The sequence below is a fragment of the Brucella anthropi ATCC 49188 genome (assembly GCF_000017405.1).
Lineage (GTDB): Bacteria > Pseudomonadota > Alphaproteobacteria > Rhizobiales > Rhizobiaceae > Brucella > Brucella anthropi.
In genome coordinates, this window is the sequence record NC_009667.1 from 253,452 (window position 1) to 274,725 (window position 21,274).

Genomic DNA, 21,274 nt, shown 5'->3' on the forward strand with positions numbered 1-21,274 from the left:
GATGAAGATTTTTGGCTGGGAAATTGGCCGCGCAAAGTCGCTTTCGCAGCCTACCGCAAACCGTGGCGGGTGGTTGCCTGTCATCCGCGAAAGCTTCAGCGGCGCTTGGCAGCAGAATGTAGAGATCAACCGTGATCTGGCGCTGACCTATTTCGCCGTGTTCTCGTGCATGACGCTGATTGCCAGCGATATATCGAAGCTCCGCGTCAAGCTTATGCAGCGCGGCGATGGTGGCATCTGGCAGGAAACTCAGAACCCTGCCTATGATCCTGTCCTGCGCAAGCCGAACTCGATCCAGACCCGCATTCAGTTCTTCGAGAATTGGTTGTTGTCGAAGCTATCGAACGGCAATGCTTACATCCTGAAGCGGCGCGACGGGCGGGGAGTGGTGACAGCGCTCTATGTGCTTGATCCGCAGCGTGTTCAGCCTTTGGTGTCCGAAAGCGGCGATGTGTTCTATCGGCTTTCGACCGACAACATTAGCGGTATAGAGCAGGATGTGGTCGTACCGGCGCGGGAGATCATCCACGACCGTTATAACTGCCTGTTTCATCCGCTCATTGGTCTCTCTCCCCTTACGGCGGCTGGCCTTGCCGCGATGCAGGGTATTACCATCCAGAGCGACAGCGCCAACTTCTTCGCAAATAAGGGCGTTCCTTCCGGGGTTCTCACCGCACCTGGCGAGATATCACAGACGACAGCGGACCGCCTGAAAGAAGAGTGGAACAAGAACTATTCCGGCAAGAATGCTGGCAAGGTCGCGGTGCTTGGCGATGGGCTGGACTTTAAGAACATGGCTTTCAACGCCACGGATAGCCAGCTTATCGAACAGTTGAAGTGGACCGCCGAAATGGTTTGCTCCACTTTCCATGTGCCGCCGTACAAGATCGGTATCGGACAGATGCCGACCTACAACAATATCCAGGCGCTGAACATCGAATACTACTCGCAGGGCCTCCAGAAGCTCATTGAGGATGCTGAAATCTGCCTTGATGAAGGTCTGGGCATGAAGGACGGCATCGGCACCGAGTTCGATCTGGACGGCCTGTGGCGGATGGACAGCAAAACCCAGATGGAAGTTCTGGAACAGGCGAAAAGCGTTATGACGCTGGATGAACGCCGCAGACGCATCGACTTGCCGAAGATGAAGACGGGCGGCGATACCGTCTATCTCCAGCAGCAGGACCATTCGCTTGAGGCCATCGCAGCCCGCGACAAGCAATTGATCCAGCAGGCGGATAATCCGCAACAGCCTGCAAATGATAATCCAGTTCAAGCCGAAGCCGACAAGGCCATGATTGAAATTCTCAAAGGGTTTAACCGATGACATTTGATGGCAAGGCTTTCGGCAAGGAAATCGTCGCTGTGGTTAAAGGGTTCGTCGCTGATGAACTCAAACCGCTCGTCAAGCGACTTGATGACCTGGAACAGCAACTCAAGAGCCTTCCGACGCCGAAAGATGGCAAGGACGCCGACCCTGAAACGGTTGCCGAATTGGTGAAGTGTCATGTTCAATCTGAACTTGCCGATATCCGGGCCACAATCGAGGCATGGAGCGCGCCGGAGCCTGACCGTGAGGTTATGCGCGGTATGGTCGAAACCGCTGTCAGTGAGGCGATTTCAGCGATACCAGTTCCGAAGGATGGCAAAGACGGGCGGGACGGTATTGACGGTAAAGACGGCCTGCCGGGCGAGCGCGGCGAAAAAGGCGAATGCGGGGTCGGCGTTGCCGGTGCGTTCATCGAGCGCGACGGCAGTCTTGCAGTCACCCTGTCAAATGGCGAGGTGAAGAACCTCGGCCCTGTCTGCGGCAAGGATGGCGCACCGGGGCAGGATGGCAAGGATGGGATCGGGTTCGATGATCTTGATCTTGTCGAGGATGCCTCCGGCCTTTCCCTGAAATTCGTCAAGGGCGATACCGTCAAGTCGTTCCCGCTGCCAGTGGTGATTGATCGCGGTGTTTTCCGAGACGGTCAGACGTATCAGAAGGGCAGTGGCGTGACTTGGGGCGGTCGATACTGGATCGCGCAGGAAACCACGTCAGACAAGCCAGATGGCGGCAAAAGCTGGCGTCTCGCCGTGAACAAGGGCCGGGACGGCAAGGACGCGAAGAAGGTAGGTGAATAATGGCCGATCTGGTTTCGCTCCAAGAGGTCAAGAATGGCCTTCGCATCGATACCGACGATGATGATGCACATCTGAACCTACTCATTTCTGCCGCATCTGGTCGCGTAAAAGCCTATCTGGATGTGCGGGCCAATGAGGTCATTGACGATGACGGCGCGACGACTGATGCGCGTGTGAAAGCCGCTGCGATCATGCTGGTTGGCTACTACTACCGCAATCCAGACCAAGACCCTGATCAGGATTTTGCAGTGGGTATGCTGCCCAAGCCGGTTTCGTCCATGCTGTACCAGCTCCGCGACCCGATTGCGAGGTAAGCCATGGCAGACAACCGCTCCGCAGGAAGCCTTTATTACAAGGTCGCGCTGTATAAGCGCGAAATGGTCTCGGATGGCATGGGCAATGAAGTAGGCCAGTGGGTCGAGCAGTTCCAGACCAGAGCCGAGTTCATCCACCTCAGAGGCGGTGAAAGCGTCCTTGCCGCTCGCCTTCAAGGCAAGCACACACAAGTTATCCGGGTCCGCAACTCGTCCAACACGCGCCTGATATCCACTGACTGGATGCTTCGGGATGTGCGCACCGGAAAATCGTTCAATATCAGAGATATAGAGCACGAAGTTAACCGCCAGTTTATTTCGCTCACATGCGAAAGTGGCGTAGCTACGGGGTGATGTCATGGTGGATGGCATCAAAGCCCTTGAGAAACGGCTGACCAAAACGATACCGGAAGCAATTCGCAAAGCCGCTTCGGATGCGATGGAGAAGGGCGCTCAGGAAGTCGTGGACATGATGAAGCGCCGGGTTCCGCGTGACACTGGCGAGTTGGCCAGTACCATCGGCTGGACCTGGGGAGATGCGCCGAAAGGTTCCATGGTGATCGGTGAAGTTCAGAACCGAAAATACAACACCATGCGCATTGTGATCTTTGCAGGCAGCGAGAAAACGCGGGTCGGCAGCCGAAATCAGTTTCAGCTTGCACGGTTGCTTGAGTTCGGAACCCAGGAAATGGGGCCGAAGCCCTTCTTCTTTGGCTCATGGCGCGCAAACAAGAAACGTGTCAGGTCAAGAGTAACGCGAGCTATCCGAGAAGCGATTAAGAGGGAAAACGGCGCGTGAATATCTCCGAAGAGCTTCAGCGATACCTATACGCGAAATTGCGCACCGTCCCGGAGGTTCTGACACTTGCAGGTGGACGTGTTTATGACCGCGTACCAGACAATGCGACGTTTCCATATGTCAGCTTTGGGCCATCGGACATCGTAGATGATGGGGCCGAATGCATTGAAGCAGAGACACATACAATCCAGTTGGATGTATGGTCGCGGGCGGTCGGCAAGGGAGAATGCAAGAACATCACGGATGGTGTGAAAAAGGCGCTGATACGGGATACGCCAGCCCTTTCCGACAACGCAATTGTCGAAATGACAGTTCCCTATTGCCAAGTCGTCACTGACCCCGATGGCCTGACCTCGCATGGAATTATCCAAGTCGAGATAAAAGTGGAGATAGCGTGATGGCATGGGCAATCTTCAAGGTCGAATGCAACTGGTCTCGGCCACAAAGTCGGTTCTCATTTAACGCGAAGGCGTCACCAGAGCCGCAGGAACGTCCGCAGGACTTCATCGATTATTGCGTGTCGAACGGCTGGGCCACCAAGGTTCAAAGCCCATCACGCGATGAAAAACGCGCTCTGAAGAGCCGTAACCGGGCGAAATAAGCCCATTCACCTGAAACCGGGCCTCAAGCCCTTTTAAGGCTGGCGAATAGCTGGCCCGTTTTCGCATGGAGAAAGCACATGGCTACCAAGCCGATCACAGCCGCATTCCCTGATTTCATCCTCGAAGTCGAGACCGAGACAGCCGGGACGTTCACGAAGGTGTGCGGCCTCACTCAGCGCGGCATCAACCGCCAGCACAACATGCAGACTACGGAAGTTCCGCAGGATTGTGACGACGAAAGCCTACCTTCCGCTATCGAGCGCGCTGTGCAGTCCTCGGAAGTGACCATATCGGCAAATGGCATCTGGGCAGCCCAGAGCCACGAAATGATGATGGACTGGTGGTACAACGGTCAGGTGAAGAATATCCGCATCCAGCACGTCAAGGCGGCTGTCGGTGATACGGAATATGAAACCGGGCCTGCCTACCTTGTCAACCTCAACAATGCCGTCGAAAAAGGCCAGAAGGTCAGCGCTGATATCGAAATCCAGTTCGACGGCGTTCCGACCCGTACCGCTAAGGTTGCTCCATAATGCGGCCAGCCCGTTCATTTGTATGGCCCGCCGGTGAGCATGATTTCTGTCTCGGTATTGGTGAGCTTCGGGCGCTTGAACAGCGCTCGGATGCCGGGTGCTTCGTCATCCTCACACGCCTTCTGACATCTCAGTGGAAGATTGACGATGTTCTGCAACCGATCCGGTTAGGCCTGATCGGTGGCGGCATGGATGAGCGCGAGGCGCAGAGAACCATCGACCGGGCGCTAGAGATAGCCAGCCCGTACAGCCTTGCCGTTCCTGCTGCAACAATTCTCCATTCCTTCCTGATGTGGGATGAGGAGGCGGATCAGCCGGGGGAGTTAAAGGCGGGGACGGAAAAAGCAGCGCGCCGCTCCCGAACGGAAAAACAAGATGGTCCCAGTTCTACATGACTGGGGCCGCTCTCGGTCTGTCGCCTCGGCAGATCGATGACATGACGCTGTGGGAATTTAACTGCTGCGCAACTGGCTTCGCCAAGGCGAACGGCGCGGAAGACAAAGCACCTGATTATAGCGACGAAGTTCTGAGCGAACTCGGCATTGCCGGGTTCGAATGACGACTTGGAAGGATTGAACCATGGCTGACGATGCTGCCGCCTTGCTCATACGCATTGAAGCATCTCAGGCTAATGTTGAGAAGCAAATGGCCTATATTGCTCGCCGTGCCGCCAAGGAAGCGCAGAGCGTTGAGGATCGCTTCAAGAAGGCGAACGATAATGTTGCCAAGTCCTTCAAGGACGGAAGTGACAAGGCTGTTATGTCCATCGGCGCAACCCGTGCCGCCACTGCCAACCTGTCTTTTCAGTTGAATGACATCGCAACCAGCCTTTCCGGCGGTGCATCGCCGTTCACTGTCATGATGCAACAGGGTGGACAGGTCGCGCAGGTCTTTCAGGGCAGCGGCGGCGTCATCAATGCTGTCAAGCTCTTGGGCGGCGCGTTTGCCTCGGTGCTCAATCCGGTATCTCTCGCATCCTTCGCCATTATCGGGCTGACAGGTGCGGCATATCAGTACTTCAGCAGCCTCGGCAGCGACACCAAGGACGCGGAGGAAGTGCTTAAAGGCCACTCCGAACTTATCCGACGCATCAAGGACGCCTACGGGGAGGCGGCAGCCGGTGCGGATGAGTATAACGCCAAGAGCCGCCAGATACTGGCATTTGATATTCAGGAGCGCATTCGCGAGTACAAAGACACAATTGCTAGCGTTGCGAGTGACCTGAACGAACAGCTTTCCTCGATACCAGCCGGAGAGTTTGAAGGCGCGACCTACACCATTCAGGAGCTTCAGGGCGCGCTCAGCAATCTTCGAGAAGGCATCAAGAACGGCGATCCCGATATCCGAAAGTTCATAAATCGCCTGATTGATATCGAAAACCAGACTGGTACGCCTGAGAGCATCAAGGCAATTATCCGGGAAATCATCAACTCTGGTAAGGCAGGCGAGGAAGTCCAATCCAAACTCGAAACGCTAACAGGCGTGATTACGGGCGTTGGCACTGCGGCAAAGCGGCAGGCTGACAATGTCAGCGCTTTTACCAAGTCCGTGCGTGAGCTTGCAAATATCGCAATCCCAGCACTTTCCGAAATGGAGAAGGCCGAGAAAGCGTACAGCGATGCGCTCCGCAATGCGACCACTCGCGAAGAGCGGGATGATGCATATCGAGCGTTTCAGGCGGCACAAGAACGCATTCGTGTAGCGCAGACGATACCGACGCCCGGTCAGCGCCCGAACCCGGAAAGCTTTGCCCCAGAGCGTGAACGGCGCGCAGGAGGAACTCGCAGCAAGAAGGTGAAGGACAGCTTTGATGAGCTTGATGATATCGTTGCGAAGTATGTCCGCGATGTTGTGAAGGCGGAAAGTGGCGGGCGCGCCAATGCGAAGAACCCACTTTCCTCCGCAACCGGCCTCGGCCAGTTCATCGAAAGCACTTGGCTTGATCTGTTCAAGAAGAATTTCCCTGACCGCGCCAAGAATATGTCTGATCAGACCATCCTTGCGCTGCGCAATGATGCGGAGATTTCCAAGAAGCTGATTGAGGCATATGCCCGCGAGAATGCGGCTATCCTTCGTCAAGCTGGTGTATCGGTCAATGAAGCTGCGCTTCAGCTTGCCCACTTCCTCGGCCCGAAAGGTGCCATCTCGGTTCTGACTGCGAAGAGCGGCACGTTGGTTAGCCAAGTGCTGCCACAGTCGGCCATATCGGCAAATCAGTCGATCCTAGGCGGCGGTAAGACCGTTGATGACGTGATCGCCTACGCACAGAGCCGTGTGTCGGCCTACGACCAGATGAAGGAAGCAGCGCGGGCCTACAAGCTTGAACAGAAGGAGTTGAACCGGGAGGCGAAAGAGTTTGCCAACCTGGGCAAAGACCTCCTGGGCGGCTTCATTGATGACCTGCGGAATGGCGCGAGCGCTTCCGAGGCTTTGGCGAATGCGCTCCAGAAAGTTGCCAGCAAGCTTATCGACATCGCGTTGAACAATATCTTCAGCGGCGGCGGCTTGTTTGGCGGTGGCAAGGGTGGACTTTTCGGCGGCGCTATCATTCCCGGCATTCTGCATAGTGGCGGTGTAGCCGGTACGCACGGATATGGTCACGGTCGCGCAGTATCGCCTTCGGTCTTTGCCGGAGCAAAGCGCTACCATACCGGCGGCGTTGCTGGCCTTCAGCCAGGAGAAATTCCGGCCATTCTCCAGCGTGGTGAAGTTGTCCTTCCTCGCGGTGCAGGGATGGTGAACAAGGCGAGAAGCACGGAAACCATCAACGTTGTTCTGCGGGATGACAGTGGCCGAATGGCCCAGATTGCCGATCAGCGCATTCAGACTGCATCAGGTGCAATTGTTCAGGTTTCGGTGCAGCAAAGCGCCAAGGCTGTTCAATCGAACTTCCCGACAATGCTAGCCGACGCTCAGGCAAGGAAGATGTAATGAGCAAAGAAACCGATGGTCCTGATATTCTTGACGATAGAATACGCAAGGCGGCTGGGGCTATTGTAACCTTGCCGAATTGTCGAACTCCAAGACATCGATCAGGTTCCGAAACATGTCCCTGCCTTTGTCGGAGGTTAGCGTCTCTTTTTGCCGCCTTAATACGGCGGCGGTAATCTCTGCAAAACCTCTGTCGTGTTCTCGTATGGCGTTACAGATCGCATTCAATGCGGCTGTCATGTCGGTGATGTAGTCAGCGTCGTCTTGATGCATTGCCATGGTCTCATTTTTGAACTGCCGTCATATTGATAGATGGCGGTTAAAGTTTCGCTACGAGGGTCATCATGACAATTCTCTGGCCTCGTTCGGTTCTCAAACCGAAGCGCGACCCGTTCAATATTGCCCCGCGTACACTCGCAGGACCTTCCAGTGTATCGGGCGTGACGCAGGTTACGGCTTCGGACGCAGGCATCTGGAAGGCGACGTTCAGCGACATCATTATTCGTCGTGGATCGCCTTCCGTTCTCGCATTTCGGGCTATTGCGAACCTGCTGGAAGGCCGTTTGCGTCCGATCCTGGTTCCTCGCTGCTGCGCTTATCAACCGTTCGATCCTGGCGGCAACGGCGCAGCGGATAAGGTGCCTCATTCGGATACAAGCCCGTTCAGTGACGGTGGACTGTACCGCTCCCGGTCAATCGATATCAGACTGACCAGCAACATTCCGTTGCGCGGGACGACGGCCAACATATCGCTTGTTACGGCAGGCCAATTGCAGCCGAGCATGGATTTCTCAATCGGAGAACGAATGTACCGTATTCGCACGGTGCAGATGACAGGCGCAAACACGGCGACAATCACCTTTCGACCGCCCGCCCGCGAGGCAGCGCCAGCCGGAAGCGAACTGGAGTTCGATTATCCAGTGTGCCGGATGCGATTGGCCTCCGATAGTGAAATGGACCTCGACCTTGATCTGATTTCGCAGTGGTCATTCCCCTCAGTGAATTTCGTGGAAGATGTCTGATGGCTTTCTTTGATCCGACGCAACTGGCCGAGTTCGCCAAACATGAAGTGAGGCTGGATTTCCTTGTCGAGTTCCGCTTTGCGTCCGAGACAATGCGTGTCTGGAACGGCAACACGGCGCTGGAAACCGGCGGCAACCGCTATGAACCGATGTATGGCTATGGCTCGATTGACGGCATCGGCATGGCTTCGACCACTGCCGCGCAGAACGTCACGTTCCAGCTTTCAGGCTTGCCGGATGCGACACTGAACTTCCTCGCCATGGCACTTGATGCAAATGATGAGGTAGATCAGCGCATTGTCGTTATCTCGATCCAGCTTTTCGATGAGGAATGGCAACCCCTTGGTGGTCCAGCACCGATCTGGTGGGGTTTCATGCAGCCGCCACGCATCAGCCGCACCGAAATGCAAGGCACAGAAGGCGCTATTCAGTCGATCAGCATGACCGCTGAAAACGCATTCTTCAACCGTTCACGACCAGCATATGGCCGCTATACCGACCGAGACCAACAGCGCCGTTCGCCCGGTGACAAGTTCTGTCAGTTCATCGGTTCGCTGCTCTTCAAGAGCTTTAAATACCCCGACTACGTTTTCCTGTTTGGAATTGGGCTTTCTACGATGCTCGCCCTTTCGGGTGTCGATGGGCTTGTACAGCGCGTCGTGTAAAGACCATCCATATCGCAAACGGCTGAATAATAGTCTAGCGTGATTTACGCTTATGAATTCGGCCTCTGATTGGTGTGCCTATGGCCTCTTCTATTGTGATGCCTTTGTAAATTCGACGCCTAACAGTAGGGTAGTATGCGCCGTAATAATCGCATGCCTCTTTTAGCGTTACGTGGTTCCCCTCAACAAGAATGGTAAGCACATTGCGTCTGTTTCGATTTTGCTCTCTTGGTAGGGCCCACTTGCAATTCCCCGGCTCGTAGTTCCCGTTATTATCAATCCTCTCTAGAGAGTGGACATGGGACGGCTTTGGGCCCATGTCTTCTAGGAAATTGGCGTAATTCTCAGACCATTGAGCGCAAACTGTAATGCCTCTGGCACCGTAATTCGGGAAGTTGTGATTTTTGGGGTTGACGCAACGCTGCATCATGGAGCGCCACGCTATGAACTCCGAGCTTTTCTTCCCTCTGGGGGCTAACCCATGTTTGATGTTCCTCGCTACTAACTCTTCACGCTGAAGACATCCGCAACTGCGGGATCGTCCACGAATAAGGTTTCCTTTTTGAACTAATCGCTCTGTTCCGCAATCACAGCGGCATAGGAGCATCGGGCTTTTGCCTTGATAACCTGCGCTTTTAAGCACGGTGTATCGGTGAAATTTGCGACCTGTGTAATCCATTTAGCTCACCTATAACCCCATGTGAAAGACTATCATAATCATGTCCGATATGCTCAAAAATTTTCTTTCAGATGAGGCCAATAGGCCGTTTTCTTGGGGATTTTCGGATTGCGTCTCAACGGTGGATCGATGGATCAGAACATGCACTGGACTGTCGCCGTTGGCGTGGGTGGATCGCGAGTATTCGGACGCTGACGGGGCGGCATCGGTCTTATCGGATCGAGGTGGGCTAGCTGTTCTGGTCAACAGAGCCATGCGCTCACAGGGGTTCGTCAAGACGGATGCGCCGACAACCGGCGATGTCGGTTTGATCTTCCATAACGAAAAGCTCTGCATGGCAATTCATGCCGGTGACTGCTGGTTCTCGCACGATGAGCACGGCTTCATCGGTGCGCCATTAAACGCTGTCTGGAAAGCTTGGAGAATTAAATGCCAGTAGCACTTTCCGGCATCATTGCGTCTGTGGTGGGCGCTGGAGCGCTTGGCGCTGCCTTGCAGACAGGTCTTGCCCTGATCACGCTTGCCGCCGGTACGACGCTCGGCAGTCTGGCTATAGGTCTGGGTATTTCTTACCTGGCATCGTCGCTGTTTCGTCCAAAGCAACCAAAGCCGGAAGATGTGCAGCAGCAGGTTCGCCAGCCTACGCCGCCCCGCATTCGCCACTATGGCCGCGTGAAAACTTCCGGTGCCTGGATATTCGCCGAAACCCAGAGCGGCGGCTTCTTCAAGGTTCTTGCCTTGGGACAAGGCCCATTCGATGCCATTGAAGAATACTGGCTCGATGACCAAAAGATTGATTTGCTGCCGGATGGTTCACCGACGCCGCCGAGCAAATGGCGTGAAGGAACGACCGGCAATCCTCTCTTGCGCATCCAATCCCGGCTGGGCGCACCAATCGAGACGGCATACGGTGAACTAACTTCAAGGTTTCCTCAATGGACGGCAGCGCACCGGGGAGACGGGATAGCATCCCTACTGGCATCACAGTATGCAGTAGGTGACGAGTATTATCTAAGCCTCTTCCCGAACGGCGTGAACACGAACTATCGCGTAGTGGCTCGCACATCTCTCGTCAAAAACCCGGTCACTGGTGCAGTCGCATGGAATGATAATGCTGCCGCAGTCATCCGAGACTACATGACGCACAAGGACGGGATGAGGCTGCCAGAAAGCCTCGTTTCAACGCCACTGGCTCAGGCTGGCTGGGTTGCCTCGTACAACCGCGCCGCTGAAGCCATTCCTATTGCTGCCGGTGGCACCGAACCGCGATATCGTCTCTGGGGTTCATACAGCCTTGATGAGCGGCCAGCCGACGTTCTGGGGCGAATGCTCGGTTGTAGCGATGGAAGGCTCGTACCAACGCCGGATGGTGGCCTTACGCTTGATATCGGGGCATGGTCTGAGCCAACAGTCATTCTGACGGCTGACGCAATCACAGGCTTTAGTGACGTCGGTCGTGGCCGTGACGTGATGACGACGGCTAACACGATCCGGGCGACGTTCCTCGATCCAAACCAAGATTATCAGGCATCAGACGCCGACCCATGGGCCGATGAAGCCGATGTTTCGGAACGTGGCGAAGAAGCCAGGGACGTTCAGTTCAATATGGCTCCATCGCACAGCCAAGCACGGCGACTGATGAAGCTCGAATGGTTCCGTGCAAATCCGAATTGGGTGGGGACGTTCAATACAAATTTGATGGGCCTTGCTGCATTCGGTGAGCGGCTGATACGCATTCAGTACCCGCTATTCGGCATCAACAGTGTTTTTGAAGTCCTTGATTTCAAATTCATTCTTGGTGAAGGCGGCATACTGCAAGGTGCGACCATTCAGGTTCAATCCATGCCGCAAACTGCCTACCAGTGGGATACCTCGCAGGAAGGCACAGCGCCGGTATCGGATGAAACAACGTCAGACGATGACTTGCCCATACCAGACGCGCCGGACGTGACCATTATTTCAGGCCCAGCGGCGGAACTGAGTTTTCCGCCCACAGGCAACATCCTGCTGAACTACATGGTTCGCTGGAAGAAAACGGCTGATACCGAATGGCGTGTAGCCGGGCCGCTCGAAAACGACGCGGAGAGCTTTGAAACGCCTACGCTTTCGGCGTTGACCGAATACGAGTTCCAATTGGCCGTTCGTACCCAGAAGGGCCGTGTAGGCGCTTACTCGGCCAGCACGATCAAAACGACGCCCTGACCAACCTAACAACCTAAGAAATTCACACCCTGCTTTGGCGGGGCGTTTTGCCATGGAGCATTCGCATGACCGTTCGCACGATTGACGAGATTTTCCGTGATTTCGTTACCGATGGCGTTCCCGCGTCCGGCCCATTCAATCCGCACAAGCCGGATATCCGCGACACGTTGAAGGCTCTGACCGAGGGGGGCGATAACTTCCCGGATAACCGCGTCATTCGTCTGAATAACGCTGACGAAGGCACGGCCAATAACATCGTCGTGACGGCTTCGGTGGCCATTCCAGCGGCGGCGTATCAGGTGCTTTATATCCTGAATGTCACACAGGAAAACACGGGTCCAGTGACCGTATCAGGCGCGATCAATCGCGATCTGGTGACCAACCTGAACCAGCCAATTGAACCTAGTTACCTTGTTCCGGGAATGGCTCTGTTGTGCATTGATACGGGGACAGAACTCCGTCTACTTTCTTACGGTGCTGACGAAGCTATTCTTGCGGCAGCAGAAGCGGCGGCGGATCGGGCCGAAGAGGCAGCGGCGGCGGCAGAAGCGGCAGCAGGTGGCCTTTTGTCGAGCTTTGCTAGCCGGACCGATGTTCAAACTGCTAACATTCCAAACCTTGTGTCGTATGTCCGAACGGCGGGTTATGCGGCTTCGGCTGATGGTGGCGAAGGTTTGTATAAACGATCTTCCTCTGAACCCACTCATGCGGGAAAGGTACAGTCAGCAGACGGGGCATGGTGGGAACTAGACATGCGCAATGGCGTCAATGTTCTCCAGTTCGGCGCTAAGGGAGATGGTGTCACGGATGATTATCAAGCCATCCAGAATGCAATCAATGCGCTTTCAACGATAGGTGGCATTGTTCGTTGCCCACGCGGGACATACAACCTTTCCGATGGCCTATCGATACTTCAGAACACTGCAAACTGGCACGACACGAAACGAGTAAGTTTCGTCGGAGATGGTGCTGGATTGACCCGATTTTATTACACGGGTGCGGCTGCAGACAAAGCCGTGATTGATTGGAGCACTAGTAACGCCCTCGACACAGACGGAACGTATGGCAATTCGTGGGCCAGAATAGGAGGTTTCTCCGTTGAGCCGCGCAGCGCGGCCAATTATGGGGTCCGGATCACCGCAAAGTCTTGGTTCGAAGCTGACGATATTAAAATTCTAGGAGCTGTGGAGAAAAATTTCTGGTTCTGGTCAACCGTCTCATGGTCTGGTCGGTCACTGAGGTCATATGGTTCAAAGATCGGTATGCATGCGGAATTGAGCGATGCTCCGCTTGCCTACAGCGTGCCGAATAATATCACATTGATTGACTGCACCCTCGGGAATGCGACCGTCTGGGGAATGTATGCCCGTAATTGTGGTCCGATCAATCTCGTTGGCGGATCAGTGGAAGGATGCGGCGCACAAGGTGTCGATGCTTCTGGCGGTATCTATATTATCCGTAACGACCTCGGCATCGGCGTTGAAGCAGTTGCGATGAATATCCACGGTACGTACTTTGAGCATAATGCCGGTGGCGCAGATATATACGTTTCTCAGCAATCAAACACGTATCCGGTTGTCGTCAATGATGTTGGCGCTAACTTCAACCGTGTGGATAGCGCAAAGTACACTACGAATAATATCCGTATCGAGGTGCTTGGTACATCATACGGTCGTATCAATGTAATGGGTGGTGGCTTCAACTATGGCGGTTCATACGCTCCGAATGCGAGCCGTCGCTGCTTGGCTATTACAGGAAACACGGGCAACGTTGGGAACTCGATCAACTACGATAAAGCAACGGTTTTCCGTTCGGCTACTGACGGCCCTTCCGACTTGAACGGCAATTGGGATATTCCGCAAGCACGGGTATTCGCGGCATGTCGCGTCAACGACACTGGCGCTATTGTGCGAAAGCACAACGTCGCCTCAGTGACGAAAGGTACAGCCGGTTCCGGGCGGTACACCATCAACTTTAACTACCCGGCATCTTCCGGATCACCACAAGTTGTTGGCGCAGTCGTCGGGGGAGCCGGTTCGGTTGCAGTTGTTGCAGAAGCAGCGGCATCAGTAACTATCGAGGTGCGAAACGCAACCGGAACGGTCACCGATCAATCATTTAGCGTTGCAGTTTATGACGCCTGATAGAAACTTACGCGATTTTCGGAGTTACAACACCTGGGCGGCGAATAGACAAGTTCAGTTCGCCGTTCTCACTGTCAACATCATTTCCATCGACGACGCCAAGCACGACGAATTTTGCTGGCTTTGGTGAATGCCGCGACCATGTGAACGGATACTGTTGTGACGCCAGCAGGCCGCTAGCGCTGATGTCTGCTTCTTCTACGTCATTCTCCGGGTCCAGTTCACGGAACACGTAAAATGCAACTGTTGCGACAATCGCGCCGAGGATAAAAGCAAAAACCAACAGCATTATCTTTCCGCCTTCAAAATGCGTCGTGCCAAGCGACCGCTGAACCTTACTGGTTTGGTTAGCCACCAGCTTTTTGATCGATAAACTTGTTGCAGTTTAGCACGATAATAGTCTCTTTCGTCAACAATTGACGGGTTGTGGTGGTCCTGTGCGGGCAACAAATGCACCGGCATTTCGCTGGACTGCACCAAGGAAAGCTGATCAATGAAACTCGATACTGCCGCTTCCAGAGAAACCTTATCTCTTAGGCCCGGTGCCGATGTTCGGATGCCGTCACGGCCTTCCAGAAGTGACTTATAGAACAGAATACCGGGGAACTCATGCGGAAGAACAATGGCATTCTTGCCGTCCTCAATGATACCAGTAAGGCCCATCTCTTGAGCAACGATAGGAATGCAGCCTGAAAATGCGGCCTCAAGTGGAAGTAGACCAAGGCCCTCCATGTGGCTTGTATCAAGGTAATACGACACTTGGCTGAATAGTTTTGCCAACTGCGCCGATGTCAGATTGCCATGACATTTGGCTTTATCCATAATGTCCCATCCCTCGGTTTCCCCGAAAAGATGGATTTCAAAACCAGCCTTCTGTGCCATTGCGAGGTTTGCGCAAAGCCGACCAGTGCCTTTTAGGTCGGCTTCGCGAATACATGCAGCTAACGCTTTCGGGCTCCGCTTTGCACGTTCAGATGCATAGAAAGCGAGTTTCGAGGGACCAAGTGGTATCTTGATAGCCTGAGCGCCCATAGCTTCGACATATTGCGCAAGGTATTCAGAGACAGCAACATTAACGTCATATGAATTGTACCGCTTCAGCATGGCGACCGCGTGTACGCCATTGGCGAAAGCGGCCTCCGGACCTTGAACAAAACAGGCCAGTTTTGAGCCATAGTGCGAAGCAAGAGCTTGGGCGTGATCATGCGAATTGTAGCTTGTCGCAAAGACATACTTCACGCTGGCAATCTGGTTGATCAGGTCTTGCTTGTCCATGAACGGGACATTTTGCAAATGTGTATGTGCGTACATCAGATCGCACTTACCGAACGTATAGACTGCTGCAGGAATGCCACGTTGATTTAATTCGTCAACGAAGTTCATTACAACAGATATGCCGCCGCTATTTGCATGGACGGCTGGCAATACGAAAAGAACTTCGAGCTTTCGGGTAAATATGTATCGATGTTGGACGGTTCGCGGGATAGCATGGCGGTTTGACAGGCTAAGATCGGCCTGAGTTTTAACCATCTGAAGGTATTGCTTGCGCCACCTTCTGTAGAAGGTTTTCTGATTGGTATCATTGATCTGTTTTAGATCATTGTCGATGCTGAAGCTTGGGCTGTGGTTGCTGTGGAACACAAACAGATTATCGATAACAATGTTTCGATATCCTCTTTTCAAACTACGGAAATGAAGATCGGTGTCTTCCCAGTAGCCGTTGCCATAGATGGGGTCGAGCAATTCGGCATCATTGAAAAACGCGCGTCGAATGCAAAGGAAAAAGCCAACGACTGGCGAACAATTCGGGTAAACCGGGGGGATTGTAGAAATTGCTCGATCAACATCAATCCAGTGCTGACCCGGAGCTGGCTTCAATACCAAGTTCGTTGCGTTCGTCGTCAGGGGGCAGGCAAGACCAATAGTCGGGTCACTTTCAAATGCAGCAAGAACCCGCTCAGCCCAACCAGCAGGCAGGATCGTATCCGAGTTGAGCAGTACAACGACATCACCTGTCGCCCGTTTGAATAGATCGTTGACGTTTCCTAGGAAACCGAGGTTCTTTTCACGCTTGATGTGATGGAAAAGTTCATCCCCTTCAGTCAGATCATCAATTAAGGCGGTAGTCATAGCATCGGAATTATCATTCCCGATTACGATCTGATCAACAAAAGAGCGATTGGTATTGTCGCGGAGTGACTTAAGCAGAAAATCTACTGCCTTCGGCGCATTATAAACAGGTATCAAAACAGTGATTTTCGACATTGGCCTACGTTCAAACGGTTAAAATCGCTATGGGTTCTAAGGCGGCTGTGTCTTTCGGTCAATTATCGTTCTGTGAAATATTATGTCAGAAATCACCGAGGAACTCACCGGCTTCGTGAAGTTCGTGACCCGACCGTATTTTGTCGGGGTTTGGCAGCTGAAACGGCTCAAATGTACCGTGTTTTCTCAGTACAACATCAAACGACAGCCGAAAGTCATAAGTTGCGATATGTTCCAGAGTGCATTTCGATTGCCAGTAGTCGCGATAAAGCTGTTGAAGAAAATTGGGGGTAGGGTTCCACTTGTGACTGAACTTGCCCTTGTCCTTCCTGCTATCCCATGTATAGCGCCAGTCAGGAACAACAATACCGATGCCGCCACCCGGTTTAATGACATCAAGCCAGTGATTTACCGTTTCTACGGGATTGGCGACATGCTCAAGCATGTGCAGTGCAACGATGTAATCAACGGAGTTCGGCTTAAATGGGAGATCGTCTGAAAGTGAAAGGAGTGCCGTTGCAGTCAGGGCAGCATGTTCGCCAGCCCCTGTTCCGTAGTGGTTGGTCCGCATGATATCTACAGGTAGCAGGTAGGGCGAGATTAATCTTGCTCCGCATCCAATGTTCAGCCCAACGAGTTGATCAAGCCCGTAACCCTTCGGGGCGGCGCGAAGTGCCCCTTCTTCCTCCGCCTTCATTACTTCAGCAACTTCGTCGCCAATATAGAGAACCATAGTCCCAGTCTTTAGCGCGAAATATTCACGCTGCTTCCGAGAAAATGACTGCAATAATTCGATGTTGTCAGTGATGACAGGCTTCATTCGTCTATGGACATCCTTCAACAAACGATCAGGTATTTCGTCCACATTCGAATGAAAAAAAGTACGTAATCTCCCAGTAAGGTCGAGCATATCCCCTCCATGCTCTTGAAATCGATTGGATCGATTATTTGGTGACCATTTGGTCACAGCCGCTGGGGTAAATCAACTGCTCTTAAATACCACCACTTTGGCCGCCGAGTGAGGCGGCTTTTTCTTTGCCGAAAGGAAATCACCTTGGATATGCACCTTGGCGATACCCGCCTCTTGATTGAGGCAGGTCGAAAGCATGGCCTATTGCGCAATCAGATGGCCTACGTTCTCGCGACCGCCTATCACGAGACGGCGCATACGATGAAACCGATCATCGAAAAGGGCGGCGAAAAGTATCTTCGGTCAAAGAAGTACTGGCCATTCTTCGGGCGCGGTTACGTGCAAATCACCTGGCGCGATAACTACGAACGGGCTGGGAAAATCCTTGGCGTCGATTTCATCCGAAGCCCGGAACTGTTGCTGAAACCGGAATATGCGGCACCGATCATCATTGCTGGAATGGTCGAGGGCTGGTTCACCGGCAAGAAGCTTTCAGATTACATCACCTTGCAGAAGTCCGACTTCAAGAACGCTCGCCGGATCGTCAACGGTACGGACAAGGCCGAACTGATCGCCGGATATGCGAGGGACTATGACAAGGCGCTGCTGGCCGAAGGCTATGGGGTCGAGCAGGTCGTTACCGCTCCGGCTGCGGAAGTGGTTCCCGTGCCAGTCGAGGAAAAGCCAATCTCGAAATCCTCCCGTTTCTGGACTTGGTTCGGATCGGGCGGTGGCGCTGCGGTGATGCCGTTTGTCGATTGGAAGGTGCAGATGGTCATCGTGGCTGCGATCATCCTCATTGCGGGATATGCAATCTTCACCATGCCACAGGCGAGGGCCAAGCTTGAAAAGCTGGTTGATGCGATATGACCGCGGTATGGGCGCTCATCCCAACATGGCTGAAATACTCGCTCGCTGGCCTCGCTGCTGCCGCCCTTATAGCTGGCGGTAGCTATCTCGCCGGAAAGCTATCAGGCAGGACCAGCATCGAAACCAAGATCGAAAGGCAGAACAATGAAGCCACAGGCAAAGCTCTGGACGCTGCTCGCTCTTATGATGAGTGCATTGACGCTGGCGGGGTGTGGACATTCAGGACCGGCAAATGTGAGCGGCGTCCGTAATGTTCTCGGAACCGATCTGCTGGGCGCTCGCGGGGCAACCGAGGCAGACCAACGAAAGATCGACCGCACCATAGTGCGCGGCTGTGCTGGCGGCGTCTGGTCGAAAGACGAGTGTGCTATTCACGACAAGAAGTAATAGGGGCAACCGGGCGGATGGATGCAACGAACATGCCGGACACTGAAAACGATCTTCGCTCACGTGTGGTCAATCTGGAGCATACGGCTGCCGCCAACGTCCAGAGGCTCACGTCAATCGAAAGCCGTCTCGTGAAGTACGATATCGATGATGCGCGCAAGGATGAGCAGATGAAGACCATTCAGAACCAGATAACGTCACTCGACAAAAAGTTTGACGATAAGGTGAATGGTATCGCTAGCTCTCTGAAGTCGATCAACATGTATATCATCGGCGGGATTATCGCCGGGATCATCGGCTTTATGCTGAAGGGCGGCTTTCACATACCGGGGTGATCACTCATCCGGTGCCGTTCCCGTTTCGCCCTGATGAATAGCGATGGCTGCCTCAACCATGGCCGTTGCTGCGTCAGTCCGGTCCCAGCCCGCGGCCTCGGCAGCGTCCAACGCTTCGACAAGCATCGCGGCAATCATTTCCTGCAAATCCATATCCCGGTCAGGATAGTCGCCTTCACGCTTCGGATTGATCATGGCATCCTCCGTTTGATATGGAGAATAGCGCTCTGATTTGCGGCGTCCAGATAGATCGGAACAAATCAGACACGCGGACCGAATGCGGACCGTTTAATCAGTCCGAAGCCGGACAGACGGTGAACACTCGATATGCGTCACACCAGAAACCTTGCGTTTCATCGAAGCATCCGCCGTTCGGGACGAGGGGGTCGGAGGTTCGAATCCTCTCACTCCGACCATTTTCCTGAGAGCGAAGGCTCCTCTTTCATCCGATTTTTAGTATCAGACAGAGTATATCATCGCCGATGATGGGCAATTGCTTGTGTGTCAGGCGATGCTTTTTTCCTTCAGAGCATCAGTATTGGCTACCTCCTAAACGGATACTGTGGTAAGTGCATTTTCGAAGAGCATTGGCGCATTGAGGTAGACTTTGCCTAACTAATACCGGTCTCAACCCAGTTTCACCTATGCGACCTGACAGCAGAGAGCTGTCGGGCGTGTGAACTTGTTCATTGGGTGGTGGCTAGAGACCGGTTTGGCATTGTCAAATGTGCCGGACAGCTTGCGCTGTCTCTGCTCTTCAGCCACTTGAAATATCGCCATACCGCGCCCGGATTGGGCACCTCATTCGCCATCTTGGTGAACTTCCAAAATGGAAGACCGAGATATTATGAGCGATACTCTTCGGGTGCGGTGGATGATCACGCCCAAAACTGCCCCCCAGCCTTGGATTGCGTGCAGCGGATGCGGCAAGCTGAAGCCTTTTCAATCAAGTGGAAAGGTTCGGTTGAATGCCAACGGTCGCAAGCTTGATGCGTGGCTGATCTATAAATGCCTGACATGCGACAAGACATGGAACCGGACGATCTTCGAACGACAGAATATCCGCGAGATCAATCCCAGGATACTGGAGGCAGTTCATTCCAACGATCCGCAATGGATTTGGGTCGAGGCGTTTAATATGCAGGCACTGAAACGGAAATCGCAACGCGTCGATGAGTTCCCGGAGTACGATGTTGCTAAACGTATCGTGTGTGGAGCTGCCAGCTGCAAGGCAATCGAGATCGAATTGCAAATTGCCCTGCCGGTCAGCATTCGCCTTGATCGTCTGCTTGCAGCTGAGCTTAAATTATCTCGTGCTCGCCTTCAGGCACTTAGCGATGGAGGTGTAATTCGGATTGTACCGGATGAAAACGACATGCTGCGACGACGCCTCAAAACCGGTGTCATGATCTCGATAAATCCGGGAGAACCGGGTCAAGAGACTGGTTGGCAGTCGCTGCTTACGGCAGTCACGTCCTGACATAAAAAGGAGGCCCGTTTTCGGGCCTTCTATCATCCTCAATGGGTCATGATTGAACGTTGTTGCGCTCACTTAGTCCGTTTTCCCGAAAACCGACATGCGCATGAACTCCCCATCATATTGGGCGAGGGCGACCACGCGTTTGCGATCCAGTATCTCCACTCGGTTTGAGCGAAACAGGATCAGCCCTTCCTCGCGCAGGTCACGCAGCATCCGATTGAGATGTATCGGTGTCAGCCCAAGAGCATCGGCAAGCTGATATTGCGTCAGCGGGCAGTAGAACGAATTCGGATCACCCATTCCGCACGATTTCACGCGGTCGGAAAGCTCCAGAAACAGATGCGCAGTTCGGACGAACGCCGCGCGGCATCCGATATTGGTGAGATGTTCGATCAACATCGACCGCTGCCGCGCCAGAAGTTCGATAAGGATCAGACTGAGACGTGGCGCGCGTTCGATAGAAGCTTCAAGTGAGGCAAGCGGAATCTCGAAAGCCGACATAGGCGTAATTGCCGCGATTGTGTTGTAGCTGTAGCCATCGGCGGTTCGGAGTCCGAGAAAATCGCTTCGCATGGGAAAGTCGATGATCTGCCGCTCGCCGCTTGAAAGATCGCGATATACGCACCCCCAGCCGGACCGCACGAGATGGATGCTTCTGACACGTGCCCCCTGTTCAATGATGGTGGCATCGGCCGCATAATCGTTTTCGATAACAGTGAGAGAAGAAAGCGCATCTGTTTCCCGCGCTTCCAGCTTGGCAAGAATTGGAGGTGCCTCCAATAAACCAATAAGCGCTTCAATCGATGGGTCTGTGATCTGCTTGCCACTATGCATTTCTAACCCACTAGAGCGTATCCCGAAATTTGTGAAACAGCCTTTCGGAAAAGATGCGCGTCAACATGAACAGTTAGGGCGCTCGTTCGATTCAATCAAATCGATATGCAATTTAAAGCACTTCCACCATACCGCATGGCGGTTTTGCGCGGAAATCGAATAAACAACCAGTTGA

24 protein-coding genes and 2 pseudogenes are annotated in these 21,274 nt (G+C 53.6%); 21 read left to right on the forward strand and 5 right to left on the reverse strand.

The window, feature by feature from the left end:
- Position 1: 1 nt before the first annotated feature.
- The 17 genes and pseudogenes from OANT_RS01285 to OANT_RS27385 all read left to right on the forward strand — a co-directional run.
- Positions 2-1,327, forward strand: a complete 1,326-nt coding sequence (locus OANT_RS01285) for a phage portal protein (RefSeq protein ID WP_011982433.1) — start codon at positions 2-4, stop codon at positions 1,325-1,327.
- Entirely contained in the window at positions 1,324-2,127 is an 804-nt protein-coding gene (locus tag OANT_RS01290) for a hypothetical protein (protein ID WP_011982434.1), read from the forward strand. Before OANT_RS01285 ends, OANT_RS01290 begins: the two co-directional genes overlap by 4 nt.
- The gene (locus OANT_RS01295; protein ID WP_011982435.1) at positions 2,127-2,441 is read left to right on the forward strand and encodes a head-tail connector protein; all 315 of its coding nucleotides are present in this window, start codon (positions 2,127-2,129) and stop codon (positions 2,439-2,441) included. The genes OANT_RS01290 and OANT_RS01295 overlap by 1 nt, the downstream gene beginning before the upstream one ends.
- A gap of 3 nt (positions 2,442-2,444) precedes the next feature.
- Complete coding sequence (locus tag OANT_RS01300) at positions 2,445-2,795, forward strand: phage head closure protein (protein ID WP_011982436.1); 351 nt, start codon at positions 2,445-2,447, stop codon at positions 2,793-2,795.
- Positions 2,796-2,799: 4 nt separating this feature from the next.
- Positions 2,800-3,240 (forward strand): HK97-gp10 family putative phage morphogenesis protein, encoded by a 441-nt coding sequence (locus tag OANT_RS01305; protein ID WP_011982437.1) that lies wholly within the window; start codon positions 2,800-2,802, stop codon positions 3,238-3,240.
- A complete protein-coding gene (locus tag OANT_RS01310) occupies positions 3,237-3,638 on the forward strand; it encodes a DUF3168 domain-containing protein (protein ID WP_011982438.1) in 402 nt (133 codons plus the stop codon). Before OANT_RS01305 ends, OANT_RS01310 begins: the two co-directional genes overlap by 4 nt.
- The gene (locus OANT_RS01315) at positions 3,638-3,841 is read left to right on the forward strand and encodes a hypothetical protein (protein WP_041544904.1); all 204 of its coding nucleotides are present in this window, start codon (positions 3,638-3,640) and stop codon (positions 3,839-3,841) included. Before OANT_RS01310 ends, OANT_RS01315 begins: the two co-directional genes overlap by 1 nt.
- Positions 3,842-3,919: 78 nt before the next feature.
- Complete coding sequence (locus OANT_RS01320; RefSeq protein ID WP_011982439.1) at positions 3,920-4,375, forward strand: phage tail protein; 456 nt, start codon at positions 3,920-3,922, stop codon at positions 4,373-4,375.
- Positions 4,375-4,770 (forward strand): gene transfer agent family protein, encoded by a 396-nt coding sequence (locus tag OANT_RS25015; RefSeq protein ID WP_011982440.1) that lies wholly within the window; start codon positions 4,375-4,377, stop codon positions 4,768-4,770. The genes OANT_RS01320 and OANT_RS25015 overlap by 1 nt, the downstream gene beginning before the upstream one ends.
- Entirely contained in the window at positions 4,767-4,934 is a 168-nt protein-coding gene (locus tag OANT_RS26830; RefSeq protein WP_167874485.1) for a hypothetical protein, read from the forward strand. Before OANT_RS25015 ends, OANT_RS26830 begins: the two co-directional genes overlap by 4 nt.
- Before the next feature lie 20 nt (positions 4,935-4,954).
- Complete coding sequence (locus tag OANT_RS25020; RefSeq protein WP_011982441.1) at positions 4,955-7,306, forward strand: phage tail length tape measure family protein; 2,352 nt, start codon at positions 4,955-4,957, stop codon at positions 7,304-7,306.
- Positions 7,307-7,650: 344 nt separating this feature from the next.
- Positions 7,651-8,328: a carbohydrate-binding protein gene (locus tag OANT_RS01340; protein WP_011982442.1), complete on the forward strand. Its 678-nt coding sequence runs from the start codon at positions 7,651-7,653 to the stop codon at positions 8,326-8,328.
- Positions 8,328-8,993: a hypothetical protein gene (locus OANT_RS01345; RefSeq protein WP_011982443.1), complete on the forward strand. Its 666-nt coding sequence runs from the start codon at positions 8,328-8,330 to the stop codon at positions 8,991-8,993. The genes OANT_RS01340 and OANT_RS01345 overlap by 1 nt, the downstream gene beginning before the upstream one ends.
- A 719-nt stretch (positions 8,994-9,712) precedes the next feature.
- Entirely contained in the window at positions 9,713-10,111 is a 399-nt protein-coding gene (locus OANT_RS01355; RefSeq protein ID WP_011982445.1) for a DUF6950 family protein, read from the forward strand.
- Positions 10,102-11,874, forward strand: a complete 1,773-nt coding sequence (locus tag OANT_RS01360) for a fibronectin type III domain-containing protein (RefSeq protein WP_011982446.1) — start codon at positions 10,102-10,104, stop codon at positions 11,872-11,874. The genes OANT_RS01355 and OANT_RS01360 overlap by 10 nt, the downstream gene beginning before the upstream one ends.
- A 65-nt stretch (positions 11,875-11,939) precedes the next feature.
- A pseudogene (locus OANT_RS27380) lies at positions 11,940-12,512 on the forward strand (hypothetical protein); the annotation flags it as partial.
- 138 nt (positions 12,513-12,650) lie between these two features.
- Positions 12,651-14,018, forward strand: a pseudogene (locus OANT_RS27385) (glycosyl hydrolase family 28-related protein); the annotation flags it as partial.
- Positions 14,019-14,025: 7 nt separating this feature from the next.
- Here the strand turns inward: OANT_RS27385 and OANT_RS01370 are convergent.
- The 3 genes from OANT_RS01370 to OANT_RS01380 form a co-directional block, all read right to left on the reverse strand.
- Entirely contained in the window at positions 14,026-14,307 is a 282-nt protein-coding gene (locus tag OANT_RS01370) for a hypothetical protein (protein ID WP_011982448.1), read from the reverse strand.
- Positions 14,307-16,283, reverse strand: a complete 1,977-nt coding sequence (locus OANT_RS01375) for a glycosyltransferase (protein WP_011982449.1) — start codon at positions 16,281-16,283, stop codon at positions 14,307-14,309. Before OANT_RS01375 ends, OANT_RS01370 begins: the two co-directional genes overlap by 1 nt.
- Before the next feature lie 85 nt (positions 16,284-16,368).
- Complete coding sequence (locus OANT_RS01380) at positions 16,369-17,193, reverse strand: class I SAM-dependent methyltransferase (RefSeq protein ID WP_011982450.1); 825 nt, start codon at positions 17,191-17,193, stop codon at positions 16,369-16,371.
- A 150-nt stretch (positions 17,194-17,343) separates the two neighbouring features.
- On the opposite strand from OANT_RS01380, the gene OANT_RS01385 reads away from it, so the two are divergent.
- The 3 genes from OANT_RS01385 to OANT_RS01400 all read left to right on the forward strand — a co-directional run bounded on the left by OANT_RS01385 (position 17,344) and on the right by OANT_RS01400 (position 18,785).
- Positions 17,344-18,063 carry a glycoside hydrolase family 19 protein gene (locus OANT_RS01385; RefSeq protein WP_011982451.1) on the forward strand — a complete coding sequence of 240 codons (720 nt, stop codon included), beginning with the start codon at positions 17,344-17,346 and terminating at the stop codon, positions 18,061-18,063.
- A 144-nt stretch (positions 18,064-18,207) separates the two neighbouring features.
- Positions 18,208-18,450, forward strand: coding sequence for a hypothetical protein (locus tag OANT_RS26665; RefSeq protein ID WP_011982452.1), 243 nt, complete (start codon positions 18,208-18,210; stop codon positions 18,448-18,450).
- A gap of 32 nt (positions 18,451-18,482) precedes the next feature.
- Positions 18,483-18,785 carry a hypothetical protein gene (locus OANT_RS01400; RefSeq protein ID WP_235819956.1) on the forward strand — a complete coding sequence of 101 codons (303 nt, stop codon included), beginning with the start codon at positions 18,483-18,485 and terminating at the stop codon, positions 18,783-18,785.
- Here the strand turns inward: OANT_RS01400 and OANT_RS01405 are convergent, their stop codons facing one another.
- Positions 18,786-18,980 (reverse strand): hypothetical protein, encoded by a 195-nt coding sequence (locus OANT_RS01405; protein ID WP_011982454.1) that lies wholly within the window; start codon positions 18,978-18,980, stop codon positions 18,786-18,788.
- A gap of 679 nt (positions 18,981-19,659) precedes the next feature.
- Here OANT_RS01405 and OANT_RS01410 point away from each other — a divergent pair.
- Complete coding sequence (locus OANT_RS01410; RefSeq protein WP_011982455.1) at positions 19,660-20,265, forward strand: DUF1062 domain-containing protein; 606 nt, start codon at positions 19,660-19,662, stop codon at positions 20,263-20,265.
- A gap of 72 nt (positions 20,266-20,337) precedes the next feature.
- Here OANT_RS01410 and OANT_RS01415 read toward each other — a convergent pair whose 3' ends face one another.
- Positions 20,338-21,099 carry a Crp/Fnr family transcriptional regulator gene (locus OANT_RS01415; protein WP_011982456.1) on the reverse strand — a complete coding sequence of 254 codons (762 nt, stop codon included), beginning with the start codon at positions 21,097-21,099 and terminating at the stop codon, positions 20,338-20,340.
- Positions 21,100-21,274 lie beyond the last annotated feature (175 nt).